We start from the raw sequence: 24,569 nt of genomic DNA on the forward strand, positions 1-24,569 counted from the left end.
GCTGCGAACCTAGCAACCCCTCCGGGCCAGCACCGTGCCGATTGCGTCGACCGATGAGAGGAGCATCGGCAGAGGGGAGGAGCGCGCGAACCGCGCCGTCCCCTAGGCTGCCGCGCATGGATCTCTCGTTGTACGTCGCCGGCTGGGCGGAGTCGGCCGACCGCACCCTCGCACTCCTGGACGATCTCCCGGCCGACGCCTGGGAGGCGCCGACCGGGTGCCCGGGCTGGACCGTGCGTGATGTCGTCGCCCACCTGGCCGCTCTCGAGGCCGAGCTCGCCGGGACCGGTCGGGGCGGACCTGGTGCGGTGCAGAGCAACGGCGGTGAGCTCTCGGCGGCCTACACCGAGGCGGGCGTCAGCCAGCGGGCGGACATGTCTCCGGTCGAGCTCGTCGAGGAGCTCCGCACGGCCGTCGCCGCCCGCCGCGCCGCCCTCGGGGCGCTTCCCGAGGACCCGAAGGCAACCGCGGAGGCTGCACCCGGCGGCATCGGCTGGAGCAACGAGGTCCTGCTCCGCAACCGGCTCATCGACATGTTCGTCCACGAGCAGGACATCCGTACGGCCGTGGGGGTTCCCGGAGGCTACGACGGGCGGGCCGCGGTGATCGTCGTCAGTGGGTTCCTGCTCGCACTCCCCTACGTGCTCGCCAAGAAGCTCAAGGCCGAGGCGGGCACCGAGCTCGTCCTCGAGCTGACAGGCCCGATCAACCGTACGGTCACGGTCGAGGTCGGCGACGACGGCCGCGGGCGCCTGCACGACGGGGCGACCGACGATCCGACCGCACGTCTGAGCATGGCGACGGAGACCTTCGTCGACCTCGTCGCCGGGCGTGAGGTGATCCAGCCGGTGTCGATCAGCTGGACCGGCGACTCCTCGCTGATCGGCGACGTCCTCGCCGAGATCGCGATCACTCCGTGACCGATCCGGATCGCGCCGGCCGCTGGAGCACCGAGGACATCGGCGACCTCCACGGCCGGACGTTCCTCGTCACGGGGGTCACGGGCGGTCTGGGCGCCGAGGTCGCCTACCAGCTCGCCCACCACGGAGCCCGTGTGGTGGCGACGGGACGCGACCCGGTGCGCCTCGAGGAGGCGCTGACCGCGCTGCGGCATGGGGTCCACGACGCGCAGGCCTTCGGCGTGCGCCTCGACCTCGCCGACCTCGATTCCGTCTCGGCGGCAGCGACCGAGATCGCCGAGCGGTTCGGTCGCCTCGACGTCATGGTCAACAACGCGGGGATCATGGCGGCCCCGTTCCGGACGTCCGCCCAGGGCTACGAGCTCCAGATGGCCACGAACCATCTCGGCCACTTCGCGCTCGCTGCGCACCTGTGGCCCTTGCTGGTGGCGAGCAGCGGCCGCGTCGTGTCGGTCTCGTCGCTGATGCACACGTTCGCGCGCGGCATCGATCTCCGCTCGCTCGAGCCCGGCGCGCCGCTGCCGAAGTACGACCGCTGGACGGCGTACGCCCAGTCCAAGCTCGCCAACCTTCTCTTCATGCGCGAGCTGGCACGGCGCACCAGCGCGGCTGGACTCGACGTCACCAGCGTCGCCGCGCACCCGGGATATGCGCTGACCAACCTCTCTCAGTCGGGTCTCCAGCTCGGGGGTCGCAGCTTCCAGGGTGCGGTGGTCCACCAGTTCAGCCGAGCCGTCGGACAGTCGGCAGCCGCAGGCGCGTGGCCCCTCGAGCGCGCCGCGACGGACCCGGGTCTGACCAGCGGCACCTACGTCGGCCCCGCGAACCTCCGTCAGCTGCGCGGACACCCGAAGCCCGTCGGGATGACGTCGACGGCCCGCGACCTCGATCTCGCAGCGCGTCTGTGGGCGGCGTCGGAGCAGGCGGCCGGCCTCACCTTCGCGGCGACCTGAGGCCGCCGCCGCCCGCATTCTCTCCCGTGGGCCCCCCACAGCGGTTAGGCTCCGCCCATGCTCGTACGCCGCATCGCCGCTGCTGACCTCGACGACGTCCTCGCGCTCAACCAGGGCGCGCCAGAAGGCGTGGGGTCCCTGACCGTGCCGCGACTCGAGGAGATCCTCGCGTACGCGGAGCAGGCCGTCGTCGCCGAGGACGCCGAGGGCGCGATCACCGGGTTCGCGCTGATGCTGCCGCCCGGCACGGCGTACGACAGCGTGAACTACCGCTGGTACGGCGAGCAGCTCGCCGACTTCGCGTACCTCGACCGCGTGGTCGTCGCGCCCGGATTCCGGCGCCGGGGTGTCGCGACGATGCTCTACAACGTGCTCGAGGAGCGCGCGCGGGTCCACGAGGTGATGGCGCTCGAGGTCTACGTCGAGCCGCGCAACGACGCGTCGCTGGCCTTCCACGGGTCGCGAGGGTATGCCGAGATCGGGCGCCTCGACCAGCCCGACGGCAAGAAGGTCGCGCTGATGACCAAGCAGTTCTGAGGGCGTACGACCGGCTGACGCCGAGGGTCAGACGCTCACGGCCTCCCCGCGGCGGATCGCCTCCAGGCGCTCAGGGGCGGTCACTGCAAGCTTCCGGCGGATCGCGCGCCGGTGCCGCAGGATCATGACGGATCCGACCAGCCACGGGACGACCTGGACCCCCATCGCCCAACGGAACGCGCTCGACGAGTACGAGTCGGCGCCGGCCGGGGTGAGGACGTCGAGCACGATGCCGATCGCGAGCATCGTGAGCAGCGAGGCGATGAACCCGCCCGTGTTGACCAGGGAGGTCGCGAGCCCTGCCCGTTCGGCGCTGCCGAGGGTCCGGACGAAGTCGAACCCGACGATCGAGGCCGGGCCGCCGACCGCCGTCACGACGACGAGGAGGACCAGGAGCCAGGCGGGAGCATCGCCGGGCCACACCAGCACCACTCCCCAGGTCGCAGCGATGGCGGCGATGATCGTCAGCGTCGTCGAGGACCGGTGGTAGGGACGGTGCGCGGTGACCCACCCGAGCAGCGGCCCGACGGCCATGGTCGCGAGCGTCAGCACCGTCAGCAGCGTCGCCGCGAACGCCGGGCTCGTGTGCTCGCCGCGGACGAAGAACGGGTAGCCCCACAGCAGCGCCAGGACGGTCCCGCTGAACTGGGTCGAGAAGTGCGTCCAGAAGCCCAGGCGCGTGCCGTCGTCGCTCCATGCCTCACGGATCCGGCCACCGAGGCCGCGCAGCTCCAGCGGCGGGCCGAGGCTTCGGCGCGACCCCGGGACGTCGTGGACGACGACGAGCAGCACGGCCGCAAGGACGATGCCCACCACGGCGGTGAGGAGGTAGGCCCGCGTCCACCCGAGCTGGTGCAGGGCCCACGTCATCGGGACTGCTGCGACGATCGTGCCCAGCTGGCCGGTGATGCCGGTCAGCTGCGTCATCATCGGGACCTTGCGCGGCGCGAACCAGTTGGAGACCAGGCGCAGGACGCATACGAACACCATCGCGTCGCCGGCACCGACAGCGATTCGTGCGAGGAGCGCGACCGGGTACGACTCGGCGAACGCGAAGACCACCTGGGCGGCGCTCAGGGTGACCACACCGGTGAGGATCACGGCACGCGGCCCGAACCGGTCGAGCGCGAGACCGACGGGCACCTGCATCCCGGCGTAGACGACGAGCTGGAGGACCGCGAACGTCGAGAGCTGGGCGGCACCGATCCCGAAACGGTCGGTCGCGTCGAGCCCGGCCACCGCCAGCGACGAGCGGTGGAACACAGCGAGCCCGTAGACGGCCAGCGCGACCAGCCACACGACGTACGGCCCGCGCCGCAGGCCCAGGCGACGCGAGACGCGGGCGATCACGCCGCTCCCCCGAACAGGACGGCGTGCCGACTGGTGGCGAGGTGTTCGTCGACGGCCGCGACGAAGGCGTCGAGGTCGTCGCCGGCGATCAGGCGTGCCAGCTCGCGGTGGTCGCGGACCGCGCTCTCCATCCGCTCGGGCGAGATGCCCATCGCCGCTGCGTTGACCATCATCTGGCGCTCACGGAGGCTCGCGTAGAAGCGGGAGACGTGCGCGTTGCCGGCGGAGTCGACCACGACCTCGTGGAACGCCCGGTCGGCGGCGGTGAAGGCCGCGAGGTCGCCGTCGGTCCGGTGCTGCTCCGCCGCGTCGACGAGTGCGTCGAGGTCAGGCCGGATCCGGGCGCCGGCAGGGAACGCTCGCGGCGCCGCCCACTGCTCCACGAGTGCGCGAGCCTCCCACACCGACTCCGCCTCGGCGCTGGTCACCGGGAGGACGATCGCGCCCTTCTTCGGGTAGATGCGGACGAGCCCTTCGGTCTGCAGCCGCAGCAGCGCCTCGCGGACCGGCGTACGCGAGCAACCGAACCGCTCGGCGAGCGCGACCTCACCGAGCTCCTCGCCGCCGGGGAGGTCGCCCACCAGGATGGCGCGCTTGAGCGCCGCGTAGGTGCGCTCGGTGGCGGACGTACGGGGGGCGGTGGCCGGGGGCGCAGTATCGCGCAGAGGTGATGCACACATGTTGCATACATGATGCCATGCCGCGTCGAGCCCGACGTCCCACGGGGTACGACCGACCGGGGAGCGTCAGACGACGCGCACGTCGTCCACACGACCGCCCTGAGCCAGCCACCAGCGCGCACCCGCCCGCATCCCCGGGGTCCGACTCCGGTCCTTCGCGAGCTGCGCGAGGACCGGGTCCTGCTGCATGCCGGCGGCGAACAGAGCCGCCGACGCGACGCCCAGGTCGGCATGGTCGACGAGCTCGGCCACGCCCGGAGCGGGACCGCCCGGCACGTGCGCCAGGGCGATCAACGTCTGCCGGAGGTCGACGCCCGCCAGTCCGAGGCGGGTGATCAGGCAGTCGCGCTCGGCCTTGCTCACGAGGTACGGGAGGACACCGGGCGCCCCGTCGAAGCACCGGTTGGGCTGGGTCTGCTCGATGAGCACCTCGCCGAGCGCGGCGGCGTACGGGCTGCGCGCGAGGACGAGTGCCGACTGGTGGCGGACGTCGTGGCTGGTCGCGTTGTACGCGTCCTCGATGATGGCGCGGCCGACGGGATCGACCTCGCGGCCGGTGAACCCCTCGATGCGAGCGGTCGCCCCGCGGACGGCGGTCGCGAGCAGCGTCGCCCGGTTGGTGGCCGAGCCGGCCACGCCGCGGGGACGCGAGGGGAACAGCTGGGGCCGCAGACCTCGGAGCCGGTCGGCCGTCGGCTGCGGAAGGACCTCGAGCAGCGGGCTGATCCGCAGGAGCGCGCCCTCGTTGCTGCCGTCGAAGATGATCTGGGCGAGCTGCGCCTCGAGCGCCGCCATCGACGCGGGCGTGACCTCGTGGCGGCTGAGCTTGCGGTACAAACCCCACGTCGCCCCGAGCTGGAGCTGGGCCGACGGCTGGGTGAGCAGCGAGATGAGCGTGTTGACCGCTTTCTCCGCACGCACGTCGGCGATCAGCACCACCGGCACGAGCGTGGCCTGGGCGTTCGGGTCGATCACCTGCGCGCCGACGGCACGCATGGTGCGCGCCTGGAACCGCGGGACCTCGATCAGGCGCCGCAGCGCCTCGAACCGCGTGACGAGCGCGAGCCCGTTGGCACGGGACGCCTCGCTGACGAGCCGTGCGACGAGCGGGTCGAGAGCATCGAGGTGCTCGTCGGAGACGTGGCCGGCGGAGGCCAGGCAACCGGCCCACTCGAACCAGTCCACCCCCTCGACGACGTCGCCTCGGACCGCGCTGAAGCTCGCGGCCAGCATCTCGTCGGTGACGGCGACGCTGCGCGCCGGTGGCCGGGCACCCCATGATCGGGCGATGCCCTCACACAGTGCAGTCAGGCCGGCACGCGGCAGGCCGAGGATCTGCTCGTACGACGTGAGGACGGACTCGGGCACCCGCAGTCGGCCCGACTCCCAGCGACTGACGCGCGACGCGTCTGCCCTGTGGCCGTGCTGCGCGAGAACCTCCGCGAACGGCTGAAGCTTGCGCAGATCAGCATCGGCAGACATCAACCGCCACTGGCGCAACAACCACCCGACGCGTTCGTACGCGCTGACCTCTCTGGATTCGGCAACCACCGGATCACCCCTTCGCCCCCCGGCACCGGTCATCAGGCGAAACGTAACGACTCCGCATCGACCGCGGCAGGAAAACCCAGGAAATGGCGTAATCCCGCCATCGCTCGCGCTCTGCCTACCTGCGTCGATGTGCCACCCCGGGGGACGCCATCAGAGGGTCAGCGCGCTCGCAGGATCCTCCAGGAGCCGACCGACGTCGGCCAGGAAACGAGACCCCTGCTCTCCGTCCACCACCCGGTGGTCGAAGGACACGGCGAGCGTGGCGACCCAGCGGGGCACGATCTCCTCGTCCACAACCCACGGCCGCCGGTTGATCGCGCCGACGGCCAGGATGCCCGTCTGCCCGGGCACCAGGATCGGCGTCCCCGCATCGACGCCGAAGACACCGACGTTGGTGATGCTGAAGGTGCCTCCCGCGAGCTCGGCCGGCTGCGTCTTGCCGGCGCGCGCCGTCGCGACCACGTCACCGACCGTCTCCGCGAGGTCACGCATCGACAGGCGGTCGGCGTCTCGCACCACCGGCACGAGAAGCCCGCGCGGCGTGGCGGCAGCGATCCCGATGTGCATGTCGTGCTTGAGGACGACCTCCTGCCGCTCGTCGTCGAACGACGCGTTCATCTCCGGGGTGCGACGCAAGGCCAGGCAGACGGCGCGGACGACCAGCAGGAGCGGCGACAGCTTCACGTCGGCCAGCCTCCGCTCCGCACGCATCCGGTCCAGCAGCTCCATCGACGCGGAAACGTCGACGGTCAGCCACTCGGTCACGTGCGGTGCTGTGAACGCGGACGCGACCATCGCCTCCGCGGTCGCCTTGCGGACGCCCTTGATCGGGATGCGGGTCTCGCGGTCACCGGACTGTGCCGGAGGGGTCTCGATCGACTCCGTCGCCTCGACCAGCGGGGGTGGGGACGTCGCCTCGACCAGCGGGGGTGGGGACGTCCCGATCTGCTTCGCGTACGCCTCCACGTCCGGGCGGCGCACGACGCCACCGTCGCCGGGCGGCACCTCTCGGAGATCGATGCCGAGGTCCTTGGCGAGCTTGCGTACGGGCGGCTTGGCGAGCGTGCGGACCGAGGGGTCTCGATCGACTCCGTCGCCTCGACCAGCGGGCTGGGGGGTCGAATCCGCCACGGGCTGGGGGGTCGGCTCGGCGGCGGGCTGGGCGGTCGACTCCACCACGGGCTGCGGAGTCGGCTCGGCCACAGGCTGGGGGGTCGGCTCGGCAGCGGGGGTACGCCGGCGTCGGCGTACGGACTGGCGCTCGCGGGGGCCGTACCCGACGAGCGTGGCGACCGGCGGGGCCTCCGTCGACTCCGTGGGCTCGACCGGCGAAGTGGCCTCCTGCGGGACGCCGTCGGACACGGCGATGATCGGGGTGCCGACCGCCACGGTCTCGCCCTCCGCCACGAGGAGCGCCGTGACGGTTCCGGCGTACGGCGTCGGGAGCTCGACGATCGACTTCGCGGTCTCCACCTCGCACACGATGTCGTTCACCGCGATCGTGTCACCCACCGCGACGTGCCAGGAGACGATCTCCGCCTCGGTCAGGCCCTCGCCGGGATCGGGCAGCCTGTACTCGTTCGTCGCCATCCGCCTCACCACGCCAGGCTTCGGTCGACCGCGTCGAGGACCCGGTCGAGGTCGGGCAGCCAGGTCTCCTCGACCCGGCTCGGCGGGTAGGGAGTGTCGTACCCGCCGACGCGCAGCACGGGAGCCTCGAGCGAGTAGAAGCACTCCTCGGTGATCCGGGCGGCGATCTCGGCGCCCATGCCGAGGTTTCGGTGGGCCTCGTGGACGACCACGGCGCGACCGGTCTTGCGGACGGACTCGTGCACGGGACCGAGGTCCAGCGGCGAGAGGGTACGCAGATCGATCACCTCGAGGTCGAGCCCGTCCGCGACGCCGGCGTCCGCCGCTCCCATCGCGACCGAGACGGACGGCCCGTACGCGAGCACGGTCGCGCTCGTACCGGGGCGGACGACCTGGCTCGAGAACAGCGGGGCGGGGGTCGCCTCGACGTCGATCTCGGCCTTCGTGGAGTGGTAGAGACGCTTGGGCTCGAGGAACACGACCGGATCAGGAGAGGCGACGGCCTGCTGGATCATCCAGTAGGCGTCGCGGGGGTTCGAGCACGCGACGACCTTCAGACCCGGCGTGTGCGCGAACTGCGCCTCTGGACTCTCGGAATGGTGCTCGACGGCCCCGATCCCGCCGCCGAAGGGGATCCGGATCACGATCGGCATCGTCACCCGGCCGCCTGACCGGTAGCGGAACTTCGCGACCTGGCTGACGATCTGGTCGTAGGCGGGATAGACGAACCCGTCGAACTGGATCTCGACGACCGGCCGGTAGCCGCGCAGGGCGAGGCCCACCGCCGTACCGAGGATGCCCGACTCGGCGAGAGGCGTGTCGATCACACGCTCGTCGCCGAAGTCCTTCTGGAGGCCGTCGGTGATCCGGAAGACACCGCCGAGCCGGCCGATGTCCTCGCCCATCAGCACGACCTTGGCGTCGTCGTCCATCGCGCGGCGCAGGCCCGCGTTGAGCGCCTTGGCCATCGTCATCGTCGTCGCGCTCATCGGACCACCTCCGACTCGAGGCTCGCCGACCAGGCTGCGTACTCCGCCTGCTCGGCGGCGAGCTCCGACGTCTGCTCGGTGAAGACGTTGCCGAACAGCATGGTCGGATCGGGGTCTGGGAGCGCGCGGACGTCGGCGCGCAGCCTCTCACCGATCGCCTCGGCCTCGGTCTCGATGTCGGTGAAGAACGCCTCGTCGACGGCGTGGACGCGGCGGAGGTAGGCACGCACCCGCTCGAGCGGGTCACGCAGCTTCCAGCGTTCGACCTCGTCGGAGACGCGGTAGCGGGTGGGGTCGTCGGTCGTCGTGTGTGCGCCCATCCGGTAGGTGAACGCCTCGATCAGGCTCGGACCGCTGCCCTCGCGCGCCCGCTGGAGCGCCTCGGTCGTCACGGCGTGGACGGCCAGCACGTCGTTGCCGTCGACGCGCACGCCGGGGAAGCCGAAGCCTGCGGCCCGCTGGTAGAGCGGCACGCGGGTCTGTCGCGTGGTCGGCTCCGAGATGGCCCACTGGTTGTTCTGGCAGAAGAAGACGACGGGTGCGTTCATCACCGCCGCGTACACGAACGCCTCGTTGACGTCGCCCTGGCTCGTGGCGCCGTCGCCGAAGTACGCGACGACGGCCGCGTCACGGCCTGCCTCGCCGGTGCCGACCGCGCCGTCGCGCTGGATGCCCATCGCGTAGCCGGTGGCGTGCAGCGTCTGCGCGCCGATCACGATCGTGTAGAGACCGAAGTTGTGCTCGTCGGGGTCCCACGTCCCCTGGTCCGTCCCCCGGAAGAGCCGCAGCAACGCCATCGGGTCCACGTCGCGGCACCAGGCGACGCCGTGCTCGCGGTACGTCGGGAAGGCGAAGTCCTGCGGGGCGAGCGCGCGGCCGGAGCCGATCTGCGCGGCTTCCTGTCCGAGGAGGGAGGCCCAGATGCCGAGCTCGCCGTGGCGCTGGAGCGCGGTGGCCTCGGTGTCGATCCGGCGGGTGAGGACGAGGTCGCGGTAGAGACCGGCGATCATCTCGTCGTCACCGTCGAAGCGGTAGTCGGGGTGCTCGACCCGCTCGCCCTCGGGGGTGAGCAGCTGTACGAGCGGGGGGTCGACAAGGTCGGCCATGGAGCGCTCCTCGCGTTCGGCGGCCCGGGGTCTCCGCGGCCGGCGGATGTGAGACGTGGCGCGCCGTCCGGACTGTGTTTGGACGTACGCACCACGAGATGTGAGCGGGCTCACATCGTGCAGCCAGGTTAGCACCGCTGTCCCAGGGTCCCCGACGGCAGGCCGCGCCGCCCGGGACCCCGTACGCCTCAGGAGATCGAGGTGCTCACCGTGACGCCGGCATCGGCCGCGTCACCGCTCGAGTAGACGTAGTCGGCAGCCGCGGCGTCGCCGAGCTGGGCCTTGAGGAACTGCGCCGCCCAACGGGCCGTCGTGGCGATGCTGGCGGCCTGCGAGACAGCCTGCCCGCTGGTCTCCGCCTCGGCACCGGACGGGCTCTGGACGTTCGTGATGCCGTAGTGGTTGACGCCGGCCACACGGACGATCTGCTTGGGCCCGTTCTCGAGCGCCCCGTACGACGCCTCGGCGTCGGCCGGCAGCGCCATGCCGTCGGTCGCGCCCTGGACGAGCTGGACCGGGATCTGGTTGTCCATGCTCGCCGTGTTGCCGAAGAGCGGGGACTTGTTGTTGGTCCCGAAGAGCGAGGCCGCCTTCACCTCGCCGGGGAGGGAGTAGCCGAGCGTCGTGCAGAACGGGATCCCGCACGACTCCTCGGCGACACCGAGCGCTGCGGCGCCCCCGAAGGAGTGACCGAGCAGGACGAGCGTGTCGGTGTCGATCTTCCCGGCGAGCGGCGAGGAGGCCTTGGCGTTCTCGTCGTCCATCCAGTCGATCGCCTCGGCCGGCATCTTCTGCGACGGGTAGTAGTTCTGGTCGAAGAAGACCAGGCGCTTGTGGTTGGGCACCACGACGACGAAGCCGTACGCAGCGACGGCCTTGGCGTACTCGGCGTAGTGCATCCGGTGGACCTTGGCGCCCTGCATGAGGAGCGCGACCGGCAGCTCGCCGGTGGCTCCTGCGGGGTAGTAGACGTCGGCGCCGTCGTTCTCCACCTGGGTGGAGTAGTGGGCGACACCGGTCGCCGCGTTGGCGGTGGCGTGGGAGCCGGCGAGGACGGCGCCGCTGGCAGCGACGCTCAGGGCGGCGGTGAGGGCGAGGTGGGCAGTACGTCTCAGACGCATGGGATCCTCTGCTTTTGTCATTTCGGAACGGCGTTCCAAGTTATGTGCTAGAGGTTGTCGCCTCCGAGAGCCCGCGGTCAAGAGCGCGGGGCAGGTTTCTCGTCGTACGGTCGTTTCATGCCTGCGCTGTGGATCCCGCCGATGCTTGCGACGTTGTCGGACCGTCGGTTCGACGATCCTGCGTGGGTCTTCGAGCGCAAGCTCGACGGCGTACGGCTGATGGCGATCCGCGAGGACGGCGCCGTACGGCTCTGGTCCCGCAACCGCCTCGACGTGAGCGCGAGCTATCCGGAGATCGTCGCCGCGCTCACGCCGTACGACTCGGCGAAGGACTTCGTGATCGACGGTGAGCTCTGCGCGATGCGCGGCGACCGGACGAGCTTCGAGGACCTGCAGAAGCGCATCCACGTGACGGACCAGCGCACGATCTCCGGCGTCGGGGTGACGCTGGCGTTCATCGCGTTCGACCTCCCGCGCTACGACGGCCACGACCTGCAGAAGCTGCCCTTGACCGTGCGCAAGGAGGCGTTGCAGTCGGCCTTCACCTTCACCTCGACCGTGCGCTACAGCGAGCACCAGGTGGGATCGGGCACCGCGATGTACGCCCAGGGCGAGGCCGAGGGCTGGGAGGGCGTGATGGCCAAGCGCGCCTCGTCGACGTACCAGGCCGGGCGACGGTCCGCCGACTGGCTGAAGCTCAAGGTCGTCCGCGCGCAGGAGCTCGTCGTCGGAGGCTGGACGGACCCGCAAGGGGCGCGCTCCGGGCTCGGGGCGCTGCTGCTCGGCTACTACGACGGCGACGCGCTGCGCTACGCGGGCAAGGTCGGCACCGGCTTCGACGAACGCACCCTCGCGCAGCTCGGCGGACTGCTGGCGCCGCTGGGGCACCAGGGCAACCCGTTCGCCGAGGACGCGGCCGAGATCCGGCGCTCGAGCCGGACCAGCGCCGCGCAGACGCACTGGGTCGAGCCGCGGCTCGTGGTGCAGATCGGGTTCAGCGAGTGGACGTCGGCGGGGCGCCTGCGTCACCCGCGCTACCAGGGCCTCCGCGAGGACAAGGACGCCCGCGAGGTCGTACGCGAGCAGGCGGGCCCCACGATTTGACGCGTTGCCCACCCAACTGGGGCGCAATCAGGTGGAGAAGGCGTCAAATCGTGGGGCGACGCGTGCCCGTTCGGCTCAGCGGGCGGCGGAGACCAGTGTCGAGACGCCGAGCGTGGCGATGATGCCGGCGCTTCCACGGTCGATCGTCTTCTCCACGCGCGGCCGGCGCAACCACCCCATCGCCTTCCCGGCAGCGACGGCGATGAGCGCGAAGTAGACGAAGCCGATCGCCGCGAAGATCGCCCCGAGGAGGAGCGTCGCGCCGAGCGTCACGTCGTGACCGGGAAGGAACTGCGGCACGATCGCGACGAAGAAGAGGCCGACCTTCGGGTTGAGCACGTTGGAGAACAGCCCGGCACGCATCGCCGCGGCCGGACGGACGCCGTACGCTCCGTCGACGTCACCGACGCCCCGGCCACGTCGGATCAGGGCGCGGACGCCGAGCCACAGCAGGTAGAGGCCGCCGGCGATCTTCACGACCCGGTACGCCTCGGCGGACTGCTCGAGCAGCGTCGCGAGACCCGCGGCGACCGCGAGCGCCCACAGCAGCGACCCGGTCGCCGAGCCGACGGCCGCAGCGAGCCCGGCGCGCGTGCCGCCGAGGCTGAACCGCAGCACGAGGAACGTGTCGGGTCCGGGGGTCAGCGCGAGGAGGACGCAGAGGCCGGCGAAGCCGAGGAGGAGCGAGAGATCCATTTTTTCCTGAGAAACAACATAATTAGCAGAGTGGAAAGTCGTACGGGGATAAGGCTAGCACTCTGCACAATGCAGCGACTCAGCAGGTGTCAGAGTGCTGCCCGGCGGCGCGCTATCCCCACAGACTGACCAGACCAGGACGCCGACAGGGAGGAGCGCAGACGGCACTCGTTTGCCTACGCTCGTCCGGTGACCACCCTCGCCGACCTCCAGGTCGCCACGCTCGGCCCCTGCCAGTACGACTCCCCGCTGAGCTCGTACGTCGCCGGGCGGCAGACCAACGAGTACTACGTGTCGGAGACCGACCGCGTGCTCTACGACGACACCGTCGACCTCCTCTCGGGCCGTACGGACCCCATTGACCAGTGGCCGTCCTTCGAGACCGGCGGGCCGCGCGCCCGGATCTTCCACGACCCGGCCACGATGCACGTGGGCGTCGTGACCTGCGGCGGCCTGTGCCCCGGCCTCAACGACGTCATCCGCGCCGTGACGCTCGAGCTCTACACGCACTACGGAGTCACCCAGGTGACCGGGTTCCGCAACGGCTACGCCGGCCTGGTCCCCGACCTCGGGTTCGAGCCCGTGACGCTCACCCCGCAGCTGGTCGGCGCGATCAACGAGCGCGGCGGCACGATCCTCGGATCGTCGCGCGGTGCTCAGGACCCTGTGGTGATCGTCGACCGGCTGGTCGAGCTCGAGATCGACGCGCTCATCGTGATCGGCGGAGACGGCTCGATGCACGGCGCGCACAAGATCGTGCAGGAGATCAGCCGCCGCGGACTCCCGATCGGCGTCGTGGGCATCCCCAAGACCATCGACAACGACATCCCCCACATCGGGCAGAGCTTCGGCTTCGCGACCGCGTTCGGGGAGGCGGCCAAGGCCATCGCCGCCGCACACATCGAGGCCGAGTCCGCGGAGAACGGAGTCGGGCTCGTCAAGCTGATGGGCCGCCACGCGGGCTTCATCGCCTGCTACGCCGCGCTCGCGAACCACGACGCCGACTTCGTCCTCATCCCCGAGGTCCCCTTCGCCCTCGACGGCGAGAACGGCCTCCTCCGTTCTCTCGCCCGCCGCGTCACCAACCACGGCAGCGCCGTCATCGTGCTGGCAGAGGGTGCTGGCCAGGAGCACACCGTCGAGACCGGCAAGTCGGACGCCTCCGGCAACAGCCGGCTCGGTGACATCGCGACGATCCTGCGCGACGCCATCGAGAAGGACTTCCGGGACCGTGGCGTCCCGCTCACGCTGAAGTTCCTCGACCCCGGGTACGGCATCCGCGCCGTCGCAGCGGACGCGTCCGACTCGGTCTACTGCGCACGCCTGGCACAAATCGCCGTGCACGCCGCGATGTCCGGCCGCACCGACATGGTCGTGGGACGTCGCCGCCACCGGTTCGTCCACGTCCCGATCCCGCTGGTGATCTCCCGCCGCCACTCCGTCGCCCCGGACGGCGACCTCTGGCTGTCGGTCCTGGAGTCCACGGCTCAACCGCTCGACATGAGCTGACACAGCCGCTGTAGCATCGCTGCCTGTCGGCAACCCCCTGCCCAAGGAGTCTGCATGCCCGCCTCGACCCTCGTCGTCGGAGTCCTCGTCCTCGTCGTGATCGTGGGGCTCGGCTGGTTCCGGGTCGCGATGAAGCGCAAGGTGGCTGACCGCAACGACCGGCTGAGCGCCGAGCGCGGTGCGGGACGTGCGCTCGACTGGCTCGGCACCGGACTCGTCCTCGAGACCGATCCCCAGACCGCGACGGCGTTGGTGAACACGATCGCCACCAAGACGATGAGCAAGCAGGTCGGCCCGACCCGGTGGGCCCTGATGACGGGCTTCGAGGAGCACAACGCCTCTGCAGCCTTCGTCCGTACGCCGAACGGCGAGGTGGCGCTGGCCGCCGTGACGGCACCCGACCAGCGCGGCGGCCCCGACGGTGCCGCGTGGCTCGACTTCCGCGACCGGGTCGCGAAGGCGGCCCGCAAGGCCGAGATCACCGCACGTCAGGTCGACACGGGCACGTTCACGCAGTCGGTGGGGCCCGACGGTCGGCCGATCTGGACGTCGCCCGCGCAACCCGCCTGACCGGGAGCCGCGACGGCGCGGCCCTCGTGAGAGCATCCCGGGGTGGCGCGTGCACAGTCGAAGGTGGGTCTCGGGTACGCCCTCGTCGTCGGCGGCGCGTGCTTCTTCATCGTCAATGCGGGAGTCTCCCGCGTCGTGATGCGTGCGGGGATCGACCCTGCGCTCCTGACCACCCTCCGTACGACCGGCGCTGCTGTGCTGTTCGTGGCGTTCGCGCTCGTCGCCGACCGCAGCGCCTTGCGGGTCCCCCGCGGTCGTGAGCTCGCGATGCTCCTGCTGCTCGGCATCGTCGGAGTCGCGGGCGTGCAGTGGACCTACAACATCGCGATCGACCGGATCCCGGTCGGCATGGCGCTCCTCCTCGAGTACCTCGCTCCCGTGCTCGTCGTCCTCTGGGCGCGCTTCGTCCAGAAGCAGGACGTGCGCCGCACGATGTGGCTCGCGATCGCTCTGACGCTGGTCGGTCTCGCCCTCGTCGCCCAGATCGCCCAGGGACTCGCGTTCGACGGGGTCGGCATGCTGGCCGGTCTCGGCGCCGCCGTGTGCTTCGCGGTCTACTTCCTGGTCGGCGAGCAGGGCGTGCGCGAGGCAGACCCGGTGCGGGTGATGGTGTGGGCGTTCACGTTCGCCGCGCTCGCGATGAACGTGGTGGCACCCGTGTGGACGACCCCCGACCTCAGTGCGCCGGCCAACCTGCTCGGCGCGCTCGGCGCGTACGAGGTGCCGCTGTGGCTCGCGCTCGCCTGGGTCGTCGTGCTGGGCACGCTCACCCCGTTCTTCATGGAGCTCAGCGCACTGCAGCACCTGCCCGCCACCGTCGTCACGATGGTCGCGACGCTCGAGCCGGTCGGAGCCGCGGCGCTCGGGTGGGCGTGGTTCGGCGAGTCGCTCGACGCCGTGCAGATGCTCGGCGGTCTGCTGGTGGTCAGCGGCATCGCGCTCGCCCAGCTCTCACGCAGCGCGTCACCGAGCGTCGTGCCCGAGGTGGCAGGCTGAGCGCAGCCGCGGGTCTGCTTGGATGGTCCGCATGAAGATCGTGCTGACCTGGTTGTGCAATGCGGCTGCCATCGCCGTCGCCGCGTGGATCTTCGCCGGCATCAGCGTCGGCGAGGCGAGTCAGGACGGCTGGGAGAAGGCCGGGACGCTGCTGGTGATCGCCGCCGTCTTCACGGCGATCAACCTGACCGTCGGGCGCGTGCTCAAGCTCATCTCCATCCCGTTCATCGTGCTCACGCTCGGCATCCTGCTGATCGTCCTCAACGCGCTGCTCCTGCGCCTGACGGCCTGGGTGACCGGCGCGCTGCCGATCGAGTTCCACGTCGACGGGTTCTGGGTCGCCGTCTGGGGATCGATCGTCATCTCGCTCGTCAACATGGCGCTGCGTCTCTTCGTTGATGCGGACTAGCGTTGATACGGACTAGCGTCGACACGGACTAGCCGTCACGCCTCCCGACGGCGTCGTCCTCGCACGATCGTCAGACCGGCGGCGAGGAGGCTCATCGCCAGGAGGACCAGGAGCGGCGGGATCACCGAGCCAGCCCCCGGCAGGTCGGACTCGCCCTCGCCGGACGCAGGCGCCGCGTCGAAGCGGTTCGTCACCACGATCTTCACGTCCTCGCCGCCGCCCTCGACGGTGACCGTGCCGGGTTCGACGGTCGCCTTCTCCGCACCGCCGTCCTCGGTCTCGGTCATCGTGCACTCGGCACCCACCGGGAGTCCCTCGTACGACGCCATGAGGTCGCTCGGACGCTGGAGCGTACGCTCCGCTCCGCCGGGGATCTCGATGTCTTCGGCCTCTCCGTCGACGTCACGCGTACAGGTGAGCTCGACGGTGAACCGCTCTCCACCACGGTCGTCCGCGCCCGGTCCGGAGATCACCTTCTCGACGTCGATCGCACCGACGTCGAACGTGTTCGTCACCGTGACTTCGGCCGGGCTCTCCGGATCGTCGCCCACGACCACACCGTCAGCGGGGGCGACCGTCGACGTGGTCGCTCCGCCGGTCGCCGTCTCCGTGACGTCGCAGTCGGCTCCGACGGGCAGCGTGTCCACCGTCCAGCTCGGGTCTGCGGCGCTGAGCGTGTGCGTCGCGTCGTACACGGTGGTCGGGTCGGCCCCCTCGTAGGTGCAGAGCAGCCGGACCTCGAACTCGCCGTCCCCCCACGCTGCGGCGCCGTCACCGTCGACGACCTTCGTCACCGCGACCGACCCGAGCGGGAGCGTGTTGGTGATGCCGACGAGCGTCGCCTCCGTGCCGCCCTCGACGAGGGTGAACGTTCCGCTGGAGGTGTCGGTCTGGTCGTCGGGGACGACCGGCTCACCGTCCTGGAGCACGTCGACCGTGGTGGACGTCGCGCCCGCGGCGTCGGTCTCCTCGACCACGCAGGTGGCCCCGACGGGCAGGCCCGCGAACTCCTTCGTCGCGTCCTGGGTGAGCGTGAAGGTCCGGTCCCCCTCGGGCACGACCTCCTCGTCGAGGAAGGTGCAGGATGCCGTCATCGGGAACTCGGCGGTGTACGTGATCGGGTTCCCGTCGGCGTCCGTCGCACCCTCGACCGACTTCTCGACGCTGAAGCCGGTGGCGTCGTACGTGTTGGTGACCGTGATCTCGGCGCGCGGCGGCTCCGGGTCCTGGGGGTCGAAGATCGGGATCGTCACGGTCTCGCCGAGGTCGACGTCCGTCGCACCGGCGTCCGTCTCGCTGTCGACGTGGCACTCCGACCCCTCAGGCACGGGCGCGAGGAAAACGGGAGTGCCGTCGCCCGGCAGGGTGACGACGCCGCCGTTCGGCAGCGTCTCTGGCGCGCCGTTGCGCTCGCACTGCACAAGGATCTCGAAGTCGTCCGGCGCGAACTGCGCAGCGTCACCGGTGACGACCTTGTCGAGCACGAGCCAGCCTGGGGTGTAGATGTTGATCGCCTCGACGGTGATCGGGTCCTCCCCGTCCTCCCCGATGGTGAAGCTGGCGTTCGGGATGTAGTCGAGCTCAGGTTCCGGCACCGCGACGGTCTCCTCGACCACGCAGTCCGACCCGACGGGGATGCCGCCCCAGCTGACCGTGTCGGGGTCACCGGACGGGTAGTCGATCACCCGCACGGCTCCGTCCGGGATCACCACCGGCTCCCCCTCGTACGTGCAGGTCAGCTCGAACTCGAGGTGTCCGGTGTCCCGCACGTTCGCGACGTCGTTCGCGGTGCCGAGCAGCTCCTTCGTGAGCTCGACGCCTCCGACCGTGAAGGTGTTGGTCACGGTGACCAGCGACGGGTCGGCGGCGTCGTCGCCGACGGTGAACTCACCGCCCTCGATCTCGACCCCGGTCGCACCGCCGTCGTCGGTCTCGGTGACCACGCAGTCCGATCCGGTCGGCAGGTTGTCCACGGTCCAGGTGAGATCGTCGGGCGGTGTGAGGGTGTGCGTGTCGTCGTACACCGTGGCCGGATCGGCCCCGTCGTACGTGCAGACCAGCCGCACCTCGAACGGGCCGTCTCCCCACGCCTCGGCGCCGTTGCCCTCGACAGCCTTCGTGATCTCGGCCGAGCCGACCGTGTACGTGTTGGTCACGTCCACCGCATTCGCGCTGACGTCCTCCTCGGCGTCCGGGTCGAGAGTGAACGTCACACTCGTCCCGTCGACCGGTTCACCCTCCTCGCCGGTCTGCGTGACGACGATGCTCGTCGACGCCGATCCTCCGGCGTCTGTCTCCTCGACCGTGCACTCGGCTCCCGCGGGCAGCGGTCTGAACTCCTCCGGTTCGTCGCCGTCTTCGAGGGTGAAGTCCTCGTCGAGGACCGTCTGGCCCTGGAACGTGCAGGTGGCGTTGAAGTCGTACGTCTCGTCGTAGACGATCGGGTTGCCGTCCTCGTCGACGGCGCCACCGTTGTCGACGGTCTTCTCGACGAGGAACCCCGCGAGGGCGTACGTGTTGGTCACCGTGATCTGCTCGAGCTCGATCGGGTCGGGGAAGGCCGGCTCGGCGATGTCGGTCCGGTCGGACTGGTCGTCGTAAGCCACGACGTCGCCCGAGGTCCCGGGATCGTCGCCGGCCGGGTCGTACGTGACCTCCGCGCCCTGGGCCGGCGGCTCCTCGGCGATCGAGCAGTCGGCGTACAACGGCACGTTGTAGGTGTCACTCGCGTTGAACGTGATCACTGTCCCGTCCGCTGGGAGCTGGACCAGGCTGGCGTCCGAGCCCTGGGGCTCAGAGGTCGCCAGGAAGACCGGCTCCGGGCCGGACGTGCACGTCACCCGCACCGTGTACTGGGTGGGGAAGACGACGCCCGGGATCTCGGGCGCGTCGACCACCTTCTGCAGCTCCAGCTTGCCCGTCGCCGTCGAGACTCCGACACGCGTCGGCTCGATCACCTGGCTCACGAAGGACTCTCCGTCGAACTCACCGCGCGACCCCGCCGCGATCGAGTTCCACGAGATCGGGTACTCGCTCGTCACGCCGTTGGGCACCGCCCACGCCGTACGGGTGTCCGCGGTCAGGAAGACCGAGTCTCCCGGCTGGAGGCCCTCGCCCGCGCCGTCCCAGGTGATGACGAACTTGAGCGCTTGGGCGTCGAGGAGGTCCGACGTCGGGGTCGACGCGTCGAACGGCACCCAGTCGCGCGACGTCACCTCGTCGTAGCACTCGTCGGCCGGGTCCAGCCCGTCCGGCTCGGTCTCGTTGAGGATGTCCTGCCGGTTGCAGTCCGATCCCGGGGTGGAGTCGATGTAGTACCACTGGATCTCACCGTCTCCGGGGAGGTCGTCGAGGTTGTTGGTGACGTTGCCGATGAACTCCACCGCCCACTCCGACCCGCGCGGCGTCCCGGTGATCACGCCGACGTCGCCGAACTGGGGCTTCGTGTCGATGCCCGCGAGGACGGGCGCGGGGATGTTGCCGTTGTTGGTGATCTGCAGCTGCCAGGTCTCGATGCCGCCCGGCCGGGTGATCGGCACGCACGGGGTCCGGTAGAAGCCGTTCGGTGCGTTCGGCTCGTCGCAGGCGGACACCGGTTCGCCCGCGTCGGTCACCAGGCGTCCGAGGTCGTCGTAGTTCTGGTCGCCTGGCGAGGCCCCTTCGACTCCGGCAGCGTTGCCCTTCACCGACTTCTGCACCGCCACCGGGGCCGCCGCACGCGGAGTGACGTGCGTGGTCGCCGAGCAGTCGTCGACGATCTGCGAGGTGTCGGTCACGGTCGCGTCGGTGGTGTACTCACAGGTGTCGAACGGCCGGTCGCTGCTCGCACTGACCGTGTTCTCGACCACGGTGCCGGGTGAGACTCCCGCCCGGAACTCCAGCGGCGCGCTGAGCGTCAGCGTCCATCCGGGCTCGAGCACGAAGCCGTCGGGCACCGTGATCGTCATCAGCCCGGTGGTCTCGTCGAGACTGGCCGAGAAGCCGTCGGTCGGTTGAGGGTTCCCCTCCGCGTCGGTGAGCGTGAAGACGTACTCAGGGGCCGGGCTCCCGTCGCTGTCACGCGGCTCGACGAGCAACGAGCCGTCCGCGTCGGTCTGGATCTGGTCAGTCAGCTCGAGCCCCGTGATCGGCCACTGCCCCGTGTTGGTGAACGACACCTGGTACGGGATCGGCTGGCCGGGCGAGAACTCCGGCGGCGCGTCGGGGTTGCCGGGGGTCTTCGTCACACTGATGCCGTTGGAGAGGTGGCGCAGCAGCGTGGTGTCGGTCGCGGACGCGTCGGCCTCCCACGGCGTGCCGGAGCCGGGGACGCCCCACAGGCCCTCAGCGTTCACGTCGACGGTGTCGGTGGTCTGGCCCTGCACCGTCTCGCCGGGTGCCGCCTCGAGCCCGGGCAGCGTCGACGGCACCGGTGTATCCGTCGCCCCGTCGATGCCGTAGCGGAGGGTGTCACGCTGGACGGCCGAGAACGGGATGTCGAACGACGGGTTGCTCGGGCGCTCCCACTGTGTCCCGTCCTCGTTCTGTGCCGAGATCCTGAGGCCCTCGACGTCGCCGGCCGCCACGCCCGCCGGCAGCACCGGCGTGATCGCGCCGCTCGCGTCGGATGCCACATAGTCGCCCTCGACCCAGCAGTCGTCGAGCGTCTCGCTCCCGTTGCAGAGCACGAGCAGCTCGCCACCCTGGAGGTCGTACGTGACCCCGACGAGCGCGTCGACCTTGACCTGGCGGATCGGTGCGGAGAGCGTCACCGGGTCGAACTCCACGAAGTCGAACGCGTTCCAGAACGTCGCGGTCGTGTCCGTCATCGTGAGCGTCGTCGTACGCACGGTGCCGGTCGGCTGGCCGTGGAGCACCACGGTGTAGTCGTTCGTCTCGTTCTCGTACCGCTCGGCGGGGGTGATCTCCTTGCCCGCCTCGACGCCGTACGTCGGCTCGGTGAGGCCGAACGAGTCGGACGCGGTCGTGTCGACCGTGTCCTCAGGGTTGCTCGCCGTCGCGCGAGCCTCGTTGTCGACCGTGTACGGCGCGGCGACCGGATCGCCGGTCGCCCGGTCGGTCTGCCGGAGCTGGAAGACGAGCTCGATCTCGGTCGACGCCTGGGACTCGATGAATCCGGTGTGCACGACCTCGATGGACGTCACGTCGGCGAGGTCGCCTGGCGTGAGCGCGAGCGCCTCCTCGAGCGTGTACGGCGTGGGGACGGGGCCCCAGTCGCGGTTGAGGTTGACGACGGTCCCGGTGGCTCCGGCGGGCACCGAGATCCCCGCGATCTCGTACAGGTTCGTCGTCCGGAACGGCTCCGGCCGGAGCGCGGGACTCACATCGGGGTCGAGCACGGTGAGCATGCGGAGCTTGGACGGACTCTCGTTCGTCGCGACCAGCGTCCCTGTGATCAACGGGTAGAGCTCCTGGGGTGTGCCCTCAGGCGGCACCCCGAGCACGTCCTGGTCGAAGGCTTTCGTCAGAGAGACGTTCACGGGCCGGTCGAGGATGGTGATCTGCGCGTCATCGGTGGCCGTGCTGGGCACGCCGTCGAGAATGCCGACACCCTGGACGGTGTTGTCGACGACGCCGGCGTCGCCGGTGTTGTAGGTGTAGTCGTGCTCGGTGCCGAGCACCGCCTGCGTGGGGTCGGACCTCAGCTGCTGCCGCAGCTGGAAGACGAGGTCGATGGGCCGGTCGTTGCCCTCCGACACCGCGACGCCGGTCCCCACCTGCGGGTCGGTCGGTGCCGTGATCCGGTCGGCGCGCGTGGGGCTCTCCACGAACTCCATCCGCACGCCCAGCGTGGAGGCCTGCTGTTCGGCGGTCAGCGTGTACCCGCCGAACTGGCCGTCGCAGCCGTTGGCGCAGGCCTGCGCGGTGATGTCGACCCAGCCGGTGCCGTCCTGGTAGAGCTCGACGGAGTCGACGGCGTCGAAGGTGATGTGGGGGTCGGTGGCCGGGGTGATCGGCTGGATGCTGACGAGGTCGAACGCGTCGAAGACCGACGTGACCACGTCCTGGGGGTCGGTCGCGGGGTCGGTCACCTCGTACGAGTCGGCCGGGAACCCCTGGGTGCTCCACGAGATCCGCGCGGTCCGCTGGTCGTCGGTGAGCGCCGTGACCGTGGCATTGTCCGTCGGTGCTCCGTCCATCAGCCAGGTCTTGTCGATGGAGTCGATGTCGCCGGCGTCGACGGGGGTGATGATGATGCTGTCGCTGTCGTCGTCGACGACGACGGGGTTGACCGCGTCGTCGTTGCCGGCCTCACTGCCCGCGTCGTTGGTCAGGGTCAGCGGGTCGCCTTCCCACGGCGTCACGTCCGTGCCGTCGATGCACTCGTCACGCAGCTCGACGTTGTAGTAGGCGAGCACGTTGAACCCGGGCGGAAGCAGCGCGCCGTCCTTGGGGGTGAACGTGAACCGGACGCCCTGGGCCGCGGCACTCTCCGCTGCGGTCGGCGAGTAGGTGAACGTGCCCGGTCCCTCGATCGTCCCGCCGGGCACCGGCTCCCACGAGTCACCGTCCCAGTACTCGACCTCCAGGTCGGCGTTCGCGGGAACGTCGACGGGTCCGACCGACGTCAGCTGGAAGCAGTTCCAGAAGTCGTTCGACGGAGAGCCGGTCGGGTTGGCGGGGTCGCTCACGACGAGGTAGTCGACTCCGATCGTCGCGCCGGTGAGCCGGTCGTTCGGGATGCTCCCGTCGAGGCTGATCGTCGTGCCCGACCCTGTCGCCCCGGGGATCTGCCCGCGGACGATCTCCTTGTCGACGTCGGTGGCGATCCGGATCGGCTGCCGTGTCAGGTCGGCGCTGTCCTGTGCGACGTCGCTCTCGCCGGTCTCACCGCTGACCTGGGCGTCGACGGTGTTGGTGCTGTCGACGTTGAGGATCCCCTCGACCGGGTCCGCCGTGACGTCGAACGGCAGCGTCGCGTAGGACTCGGCCGCGATGGGACCGGTGAAGGTGATCGTGAACCCGCTGACGCGGTGGCCCGCGGTCGGAGCCGGGATCGTGTCGACCGTCGTCGACGTCTTCGGGTCCTCGACGAAGCCGTCGTCGTAGGTGTACTGGATCGACACGCCGGTGGCGGCGACGGGCCACTCGATCGCGTCGTCGTCGAAGCCGTCGAACGTCAGGCCTTGATCGACGAGGTCGGGCGTGCCCGGCGAAGGCTCGGTGATCACCATGGTGTCGACCGGGGTGGTCCCGTTCGTGGCGACGATCGACGCGGTGGTCGAGTCGCCGGCAGGAAGCGTGTCGAGCGCATAGCTCTTGTCGACGTCGACGGTCGGGGGGTTCCGGACGATCGGCACGGTGTCGTCGTCGGTCACCGGGTCCGATGAGGCGTCGTCCAGGTTGACCAGCGACGACGCCGTGTTGTCGACGGTCACCGTCTCACCCGGCTCGATGTCCTCGACGTTGTCGCGGGTCTCGGTCTCGAGCTCGATCACGGCCTGGCCGTCCTCGGGCGTGATCGGTACGCCGTCGGGGCCGGTGAACGTGAAGCGCAGCCCGTGGACGTCCGCGAGGTCGACCCCGGCGAGCAGCTCGTTCGGGTCGTCCGGGATCGGCGAGACCGGCGTCCCCTCGGTCCAGGTCCCGTCCTCGCTCTGCCAGTCCACCTGGACGGTGTCGGCGCCATCGGGCGGGGTGATGCTCGCGATGCCGGTGAGCTCCAGGTACTCGAAAGGATCGTCCGCGCCGTCGGCCGGGTCCTGGATCACCAGCGAGTCCACGGTCGCGTTGGACGCGTTGCCGCCGGTGATCGAGAAGTCGACCTCCTCGCCCGGGACACCGACGACCGGCTCTCCGCCTGGAGCGGTGATCTCCTTGGTGACCGTCGAGTCGAGGATCGTGTCGACCTCGAGGATCACGTCGGCGGTCGCGTTGGCGGTCGCCGCGTTGTCGGCGGTCGCGGTCGCGGTGTTGGTGAGCGTCCCGGCATCGTCAGCCGACGCGTCCTCGGGCACCAGCACGTCGACGGTGATCGTCATCTGGGAGTTGGCCTCGAGACCGATCAGGTCGCGCTCGAGGTCGTCGGTGAAGGTGATCGCGAAGCTGTCCTCGGTCGTCTCGACGGTCGACGTGGACGATCCGATGACGGTGACCGGCTGCGCGCTGGCCGGGTCGAGGACGAGCGGTGGGGGCAGCTCGTCGGTGAGGACCGCCCCGTCACACCCCTCGCCTGTGGTGTTCGAGCACGAGATGTCGATCGTGTAGGAGAACGTGTCACCCGGCGCGTACGGGCCTGGATCGCTGGCGGTCTTCTCGAGGGTGAAGACGCCGACACCGTCGGCGACCGCCGGGCCCGGCGAGAGGAGGCCACCGAGCAGCAGGGCCGCCATCATGGCGATCAGCGCCGCGGGCCAGCGGAACCGGCGCCGCGGCGGTCGCGCGGCGCTCCTGTGGCGCGCAGGGGTACTCGGTCCGGGGAGGATACCCATGCACCGCAAACTAGTGCGAACCGGACGAATCCGCGACCGCGAGCGGCGTGGGGCAG

General features: G+C 70.4%; 17 protein-coding genes. 8 read left to right on the forward strand and 9 right to left on the reverse strand.

The window, feature by feature from the left end; genetic code table 11:
• The first annotated feature begins 116 nt into the window (after positions 1-116).
• The 3 genes from AB3M34_RS20525 to AB3M34_RS20535 are packed head-to-tail and all read left to right on the forward strand — an operon-like array spanning position 117 to position 2,410.
• Positions 117-920: a maleylpyruvate isomerase family mycothiol-dependent enzyme gene (locus AB3M34_RS20525; protein WP_370616711.1), complete on the forward strand. Its 804-nt coding sequence runs from the start codon at positions 117-119 to the stop codon at positions 918-920.
• Complete coding sequence (locus AB3M34_RS20530) at positions 917-1,873, forward strand: SDR family NAD(P)-dependent oxidoreductase (RefSeq protein WP_370616712.1); 957 nt, start codon at positions 917-919, stop codon at positions 1,871-1,873. Before AB3M34_RS20525 ends, AB3M34_RS20530 begins: the two co-directional genes overlap by 4 nt.
• 57 nt (positions 1,874-1,930) lie before the next feature.
• Complete coding sequence (locus AB3M34_RS20535; protein WP_370616713.1) at positions 1,931-2,410, forward strand: GNAT family N-acetyltransferase; 480 nt, start codon at positions 1,931-1,933, stop codon at positions 2,408-2,410.
• Positions 2,411-2,437: 27 nt separating this feature from the next.
• On the opposite strand, the gene AB3M34_RS20540 is transcribed toward AB3M34_RS20535, so the two are convergent.
• The 7 genes from AB3M34_RS20540 to AB3M34_RS20570 form a co-directional block, all read right to left on the reverse strand.
• Positions 2,438-3,760 (reverse strand): MFS transporter, encoded by a 1,323-nt coding sequence (locus AB3M34_RS20540; RefSeq protein WP_370616714.1) that lies wholly within the window; start codon positions 3,758-3,760, stop codon positions 2,438-2,440.
• Positions 3,757-4,440 (reverse strand): GntR family transcriptional regulator, encoded by a 684-nt coding sequence (locus tag AB3M34_RS20545; RefSeq protein WP_370616715.1) that lies wholly within the window; start codon positions 4,438-4,440, stop codon positions 3,757-3,759. Before AB3M34_RS20545 ends, AB3M34_RS20540 begins: the two co-directional genes overlap by 4 nt.
• A gap of 66 nt (positions 4,441-4,506) precedes the next feature.
• Positions 4,507-5,991 (reverse strand): hypothetical protein, encoded by a 1,485-nt coding sequence (locus AB3M34_RS20550; RefSeq protein WP_370616716.1) that lies wholly within the window; start codon positions 5,989-5,991, stop codon positions 4,507-4,509.
• 150 nt (positions 5,992-6,141) lie between these two features.
• Positions 6,142-7,581: a dihydrolipoamide acetyltransferase family protein gene (locus AB3M34_RS20555; protein WP_370616717.1), complete on the reverse strand. Its 1,440-nt coding sequence runs from the start codon at positions 7,579-7,581 to the stop codon at positions 6,142-6,144.
• Between the two features lie 5 nt (positions 7,582-7,586).
• A complete protein-coding gene (locus AB3M34_RS20560) occupies positions 7,587-8,570 on the reverse strand; it encodes an alpha-ketoacid dehydrogenase subunit beta (protein ID WP_370616718.1) in 984 nt (327 codons plus the stop codon).
• Positions 8,567-9,676, reverse strand: coding sequence for a pyruvate dehydrogenase (acetyl-transferring) E1 component subunit alpha (gene pdhA / locus AB3M34_RS20565; RefSeq protein ID WP_370616719.1), 1,110 nt, complete (start codon positions 9,674-9,676; stop codon positions 8,567-8,569). The genes AB3M34_RS20560 and pdhA overlap by 4 nt, the downstream gene beginning before the upstream one ends.
• 188 nt (positions 9,677-9,864) lie before the next feature.
• Positions 9,865-10,797 (reverse strand): alpha/beta hydrolase family protein, encoded by a 933-nt coding sequence (locus AB3M34_RS20570; protein ID WP_370616720.1) that lies wholly within the window; start codon positions 10,795-10,797, stop codon positions 9,865-9,867.
• Positions 10,798-10,914: 117 nt separating this feature from the next.
• Between AB3M34_RS20570 and ligD the strand changes: the two genes are divergently transcribed.
• Complete coding sequence (ligD, locus tag AB3M34_RS20575) at positions 10,915-11,901, forward strand: non-homologous end-joining DNA ligase (RefSeq protein ID WP_370616721.1); 987 nt, start codon at positions 10,915-10,917, stop codon at positions 11,899-11,901.
• Between the two features lie 75 nt (positions 11,902-11,976).
• On the opposite strand, the gene AB3M34_RS20580 is transcribed toward ligD, so the two are convergent.
• Positions 11,977-12,597, reverse strand: a complete 621-nt coding sequence (locus AB3M34_RS20580; protein WP_370616722.1) for a LysE family translocator — start codon at positions 12,595-12,597, stop codon at positions 11,977-11,979.
• Between the two features lie 189 nt (positions 12,598-12,786).
• Here AB3M34_RS20580 and AB3M34_RS20585 point away from each other — a divergent pair, with 189 nt between their 5' ends.
• From AB3M34_RS20585 to AB3M34_RS20600, 4 genes are read left to right on the forward strand one after another with little or no spacing between them, the layout of a single operon-like run.
• A complete protein-coding gene (locus tag AB3M34_RS20585; RefSeq protein ID WP_370616723.1) occupies positions 12,787-14,106 on the forward strand; it encodes an ATP-dependent 6-phosphofructokinase in 1,320 nt (439 codons plus the stop codon).
• Positions 14,107-14,160: 54 nt separating this feature from the next.
• Entirely contained in the window at positions 14,161-14,676 is a 516-nt protein-coding gene (locus tag AB3M34_RS20590; protein WP_370616724.1) for a hypothetical protein, read from the forward strand.
• Positions 14,677-14,718: 42 nt separating this feature from the next.
• A complete protein-coding gene (locus AB3M34_RS20595; protein WP_370616725.1) occupies positions 14,719-15,672 on the forward strand; it encodes an EamA family transporter in 954 nt (317 codons plus the stop codon).
• A 31-nt stretch (positions 15,673-15,703) separates the two neighbouring features.
• Positions 15,704-16,081, forward strand: a complete 378-nt coding sequence (locus AB3M34_RS20600; RefSeq protein WP_370616726.1) for a phage holin family protein — start codon at positions 15,704-15,706, stop codon at positions 16,079-16,081.
• A gap of 35 nt (positions 16,082-16,116) precedes the next feature.
• Here the strand turns inward: AB3M34_RS20600 and AB3M34_RS20605 are convergent, their stop codons facing one another.
• Positions 16,117-24,513 carry a DUF5979 domain-containing protein gene (locus AB3M34_RS20605; protein ID WP_370616727.1) on the reverse strand — a complete coding sequence of 2,799 codons (8,397 nt, stop codon included), beginning with the start codon at positions 24,511-24,513 and terminating at the stop codon, positions 16,117-16,119.
• Between the last annotated feature and the right edge of the window lie 56 nt (positions 24,514-24,569).

It is taken from the genome of Mumia sp. Pv4-285, from assembly GCF_041320275.1.
Lineage (GTDB): Bacteria > Actinomycetota > Actinomycetes > Propionibacteriales > Nocardioidaceae > Mumia > Mumia qirimensis.

Coding starts and splice junctions, on each gene's coding strand:
- AB3M34_RS20525 (WP_370616711.1), top strand. CDS start 117: ATGGATCTCTCGTTGTACGTCGCCGGCTGGGCGGAGTCGGCCGACCGC.
- AB3M34_RS20535 (WP_370616713.1), top strand. CDS start 1,931: ATGCTCGTACGCCGCATCGCCGCTGCTGACCTCGACGACGTCCTCGCG.
- AB3M34_RS20545 (WP_370616715.1), bottom strand. CDS start 4,440: ATGTGTGCATCACCTCTGCGCGATACTGCGCCCCCGGCCACCGCCCCC.
- AB3M34_RS20555 (WP_370616717.1), bottom strand. CDS start 7,581: ATGGCGACGAACGAGTACAGGCTGCCCGATCCCGGCGAGGGCCTGACC.
- AB3M34_RS20560 (WP_370616718.1), bottom strand. CDS start 8,570: ATGAGCGCGACGACGATGACGATGGCCAAGGCGCTCAACGCGGGCCTG.
- pdhA (WP_370616719.1), bottom strand. CDS start 9,676: ATGGCCGACCTTGTCGACCCCCCGCTCGTACAGCTGCTCACCCCCGAG.
- AB3M34_RS20570 (WP_370616720.1), bottom strand. CDS start 10,797: ATGCGTCTGAGACGTACTGCCCACCTCGCCCTCACCGCCGCCCTGAGC.
- ligD (WP_370616721.1), top strand. CDS start 10,915: ATGCCTGCGCTGTGGATCCCGCCGATGCTTGCGACGTTGTCGGACCGT.
- AB3M34_RS20580 (WP_370616722.1), bottom strand. CDS start 12,597: ATGGATCTCTCGCTCCTCCTCGGCTTCGCCGGCCTCTGCGTCCTCCTC.
- AB3M34_RS20590 (WP_370616724.1), top strand. CDS start 14,161: ATGCCCGCCTCGACCCTCGTCGTCGGAGTCCTCGTCCTCGTCGTGATC.
- AB3M34_RS20600 (WP_370616726.1), top strand. CDS start 15,704: ATGAAGATCGTGCTGACCTGGTTGTGCAATGCGGCTGCCATCGCCGTC.
- AB3M34_RS20605 (WP_370616727.1), bottom strand. CDS start 24,513: ATGGGTATCCTCCCCGGACCGAGTACCCCTGCGCGCCACAGGAGCGCC.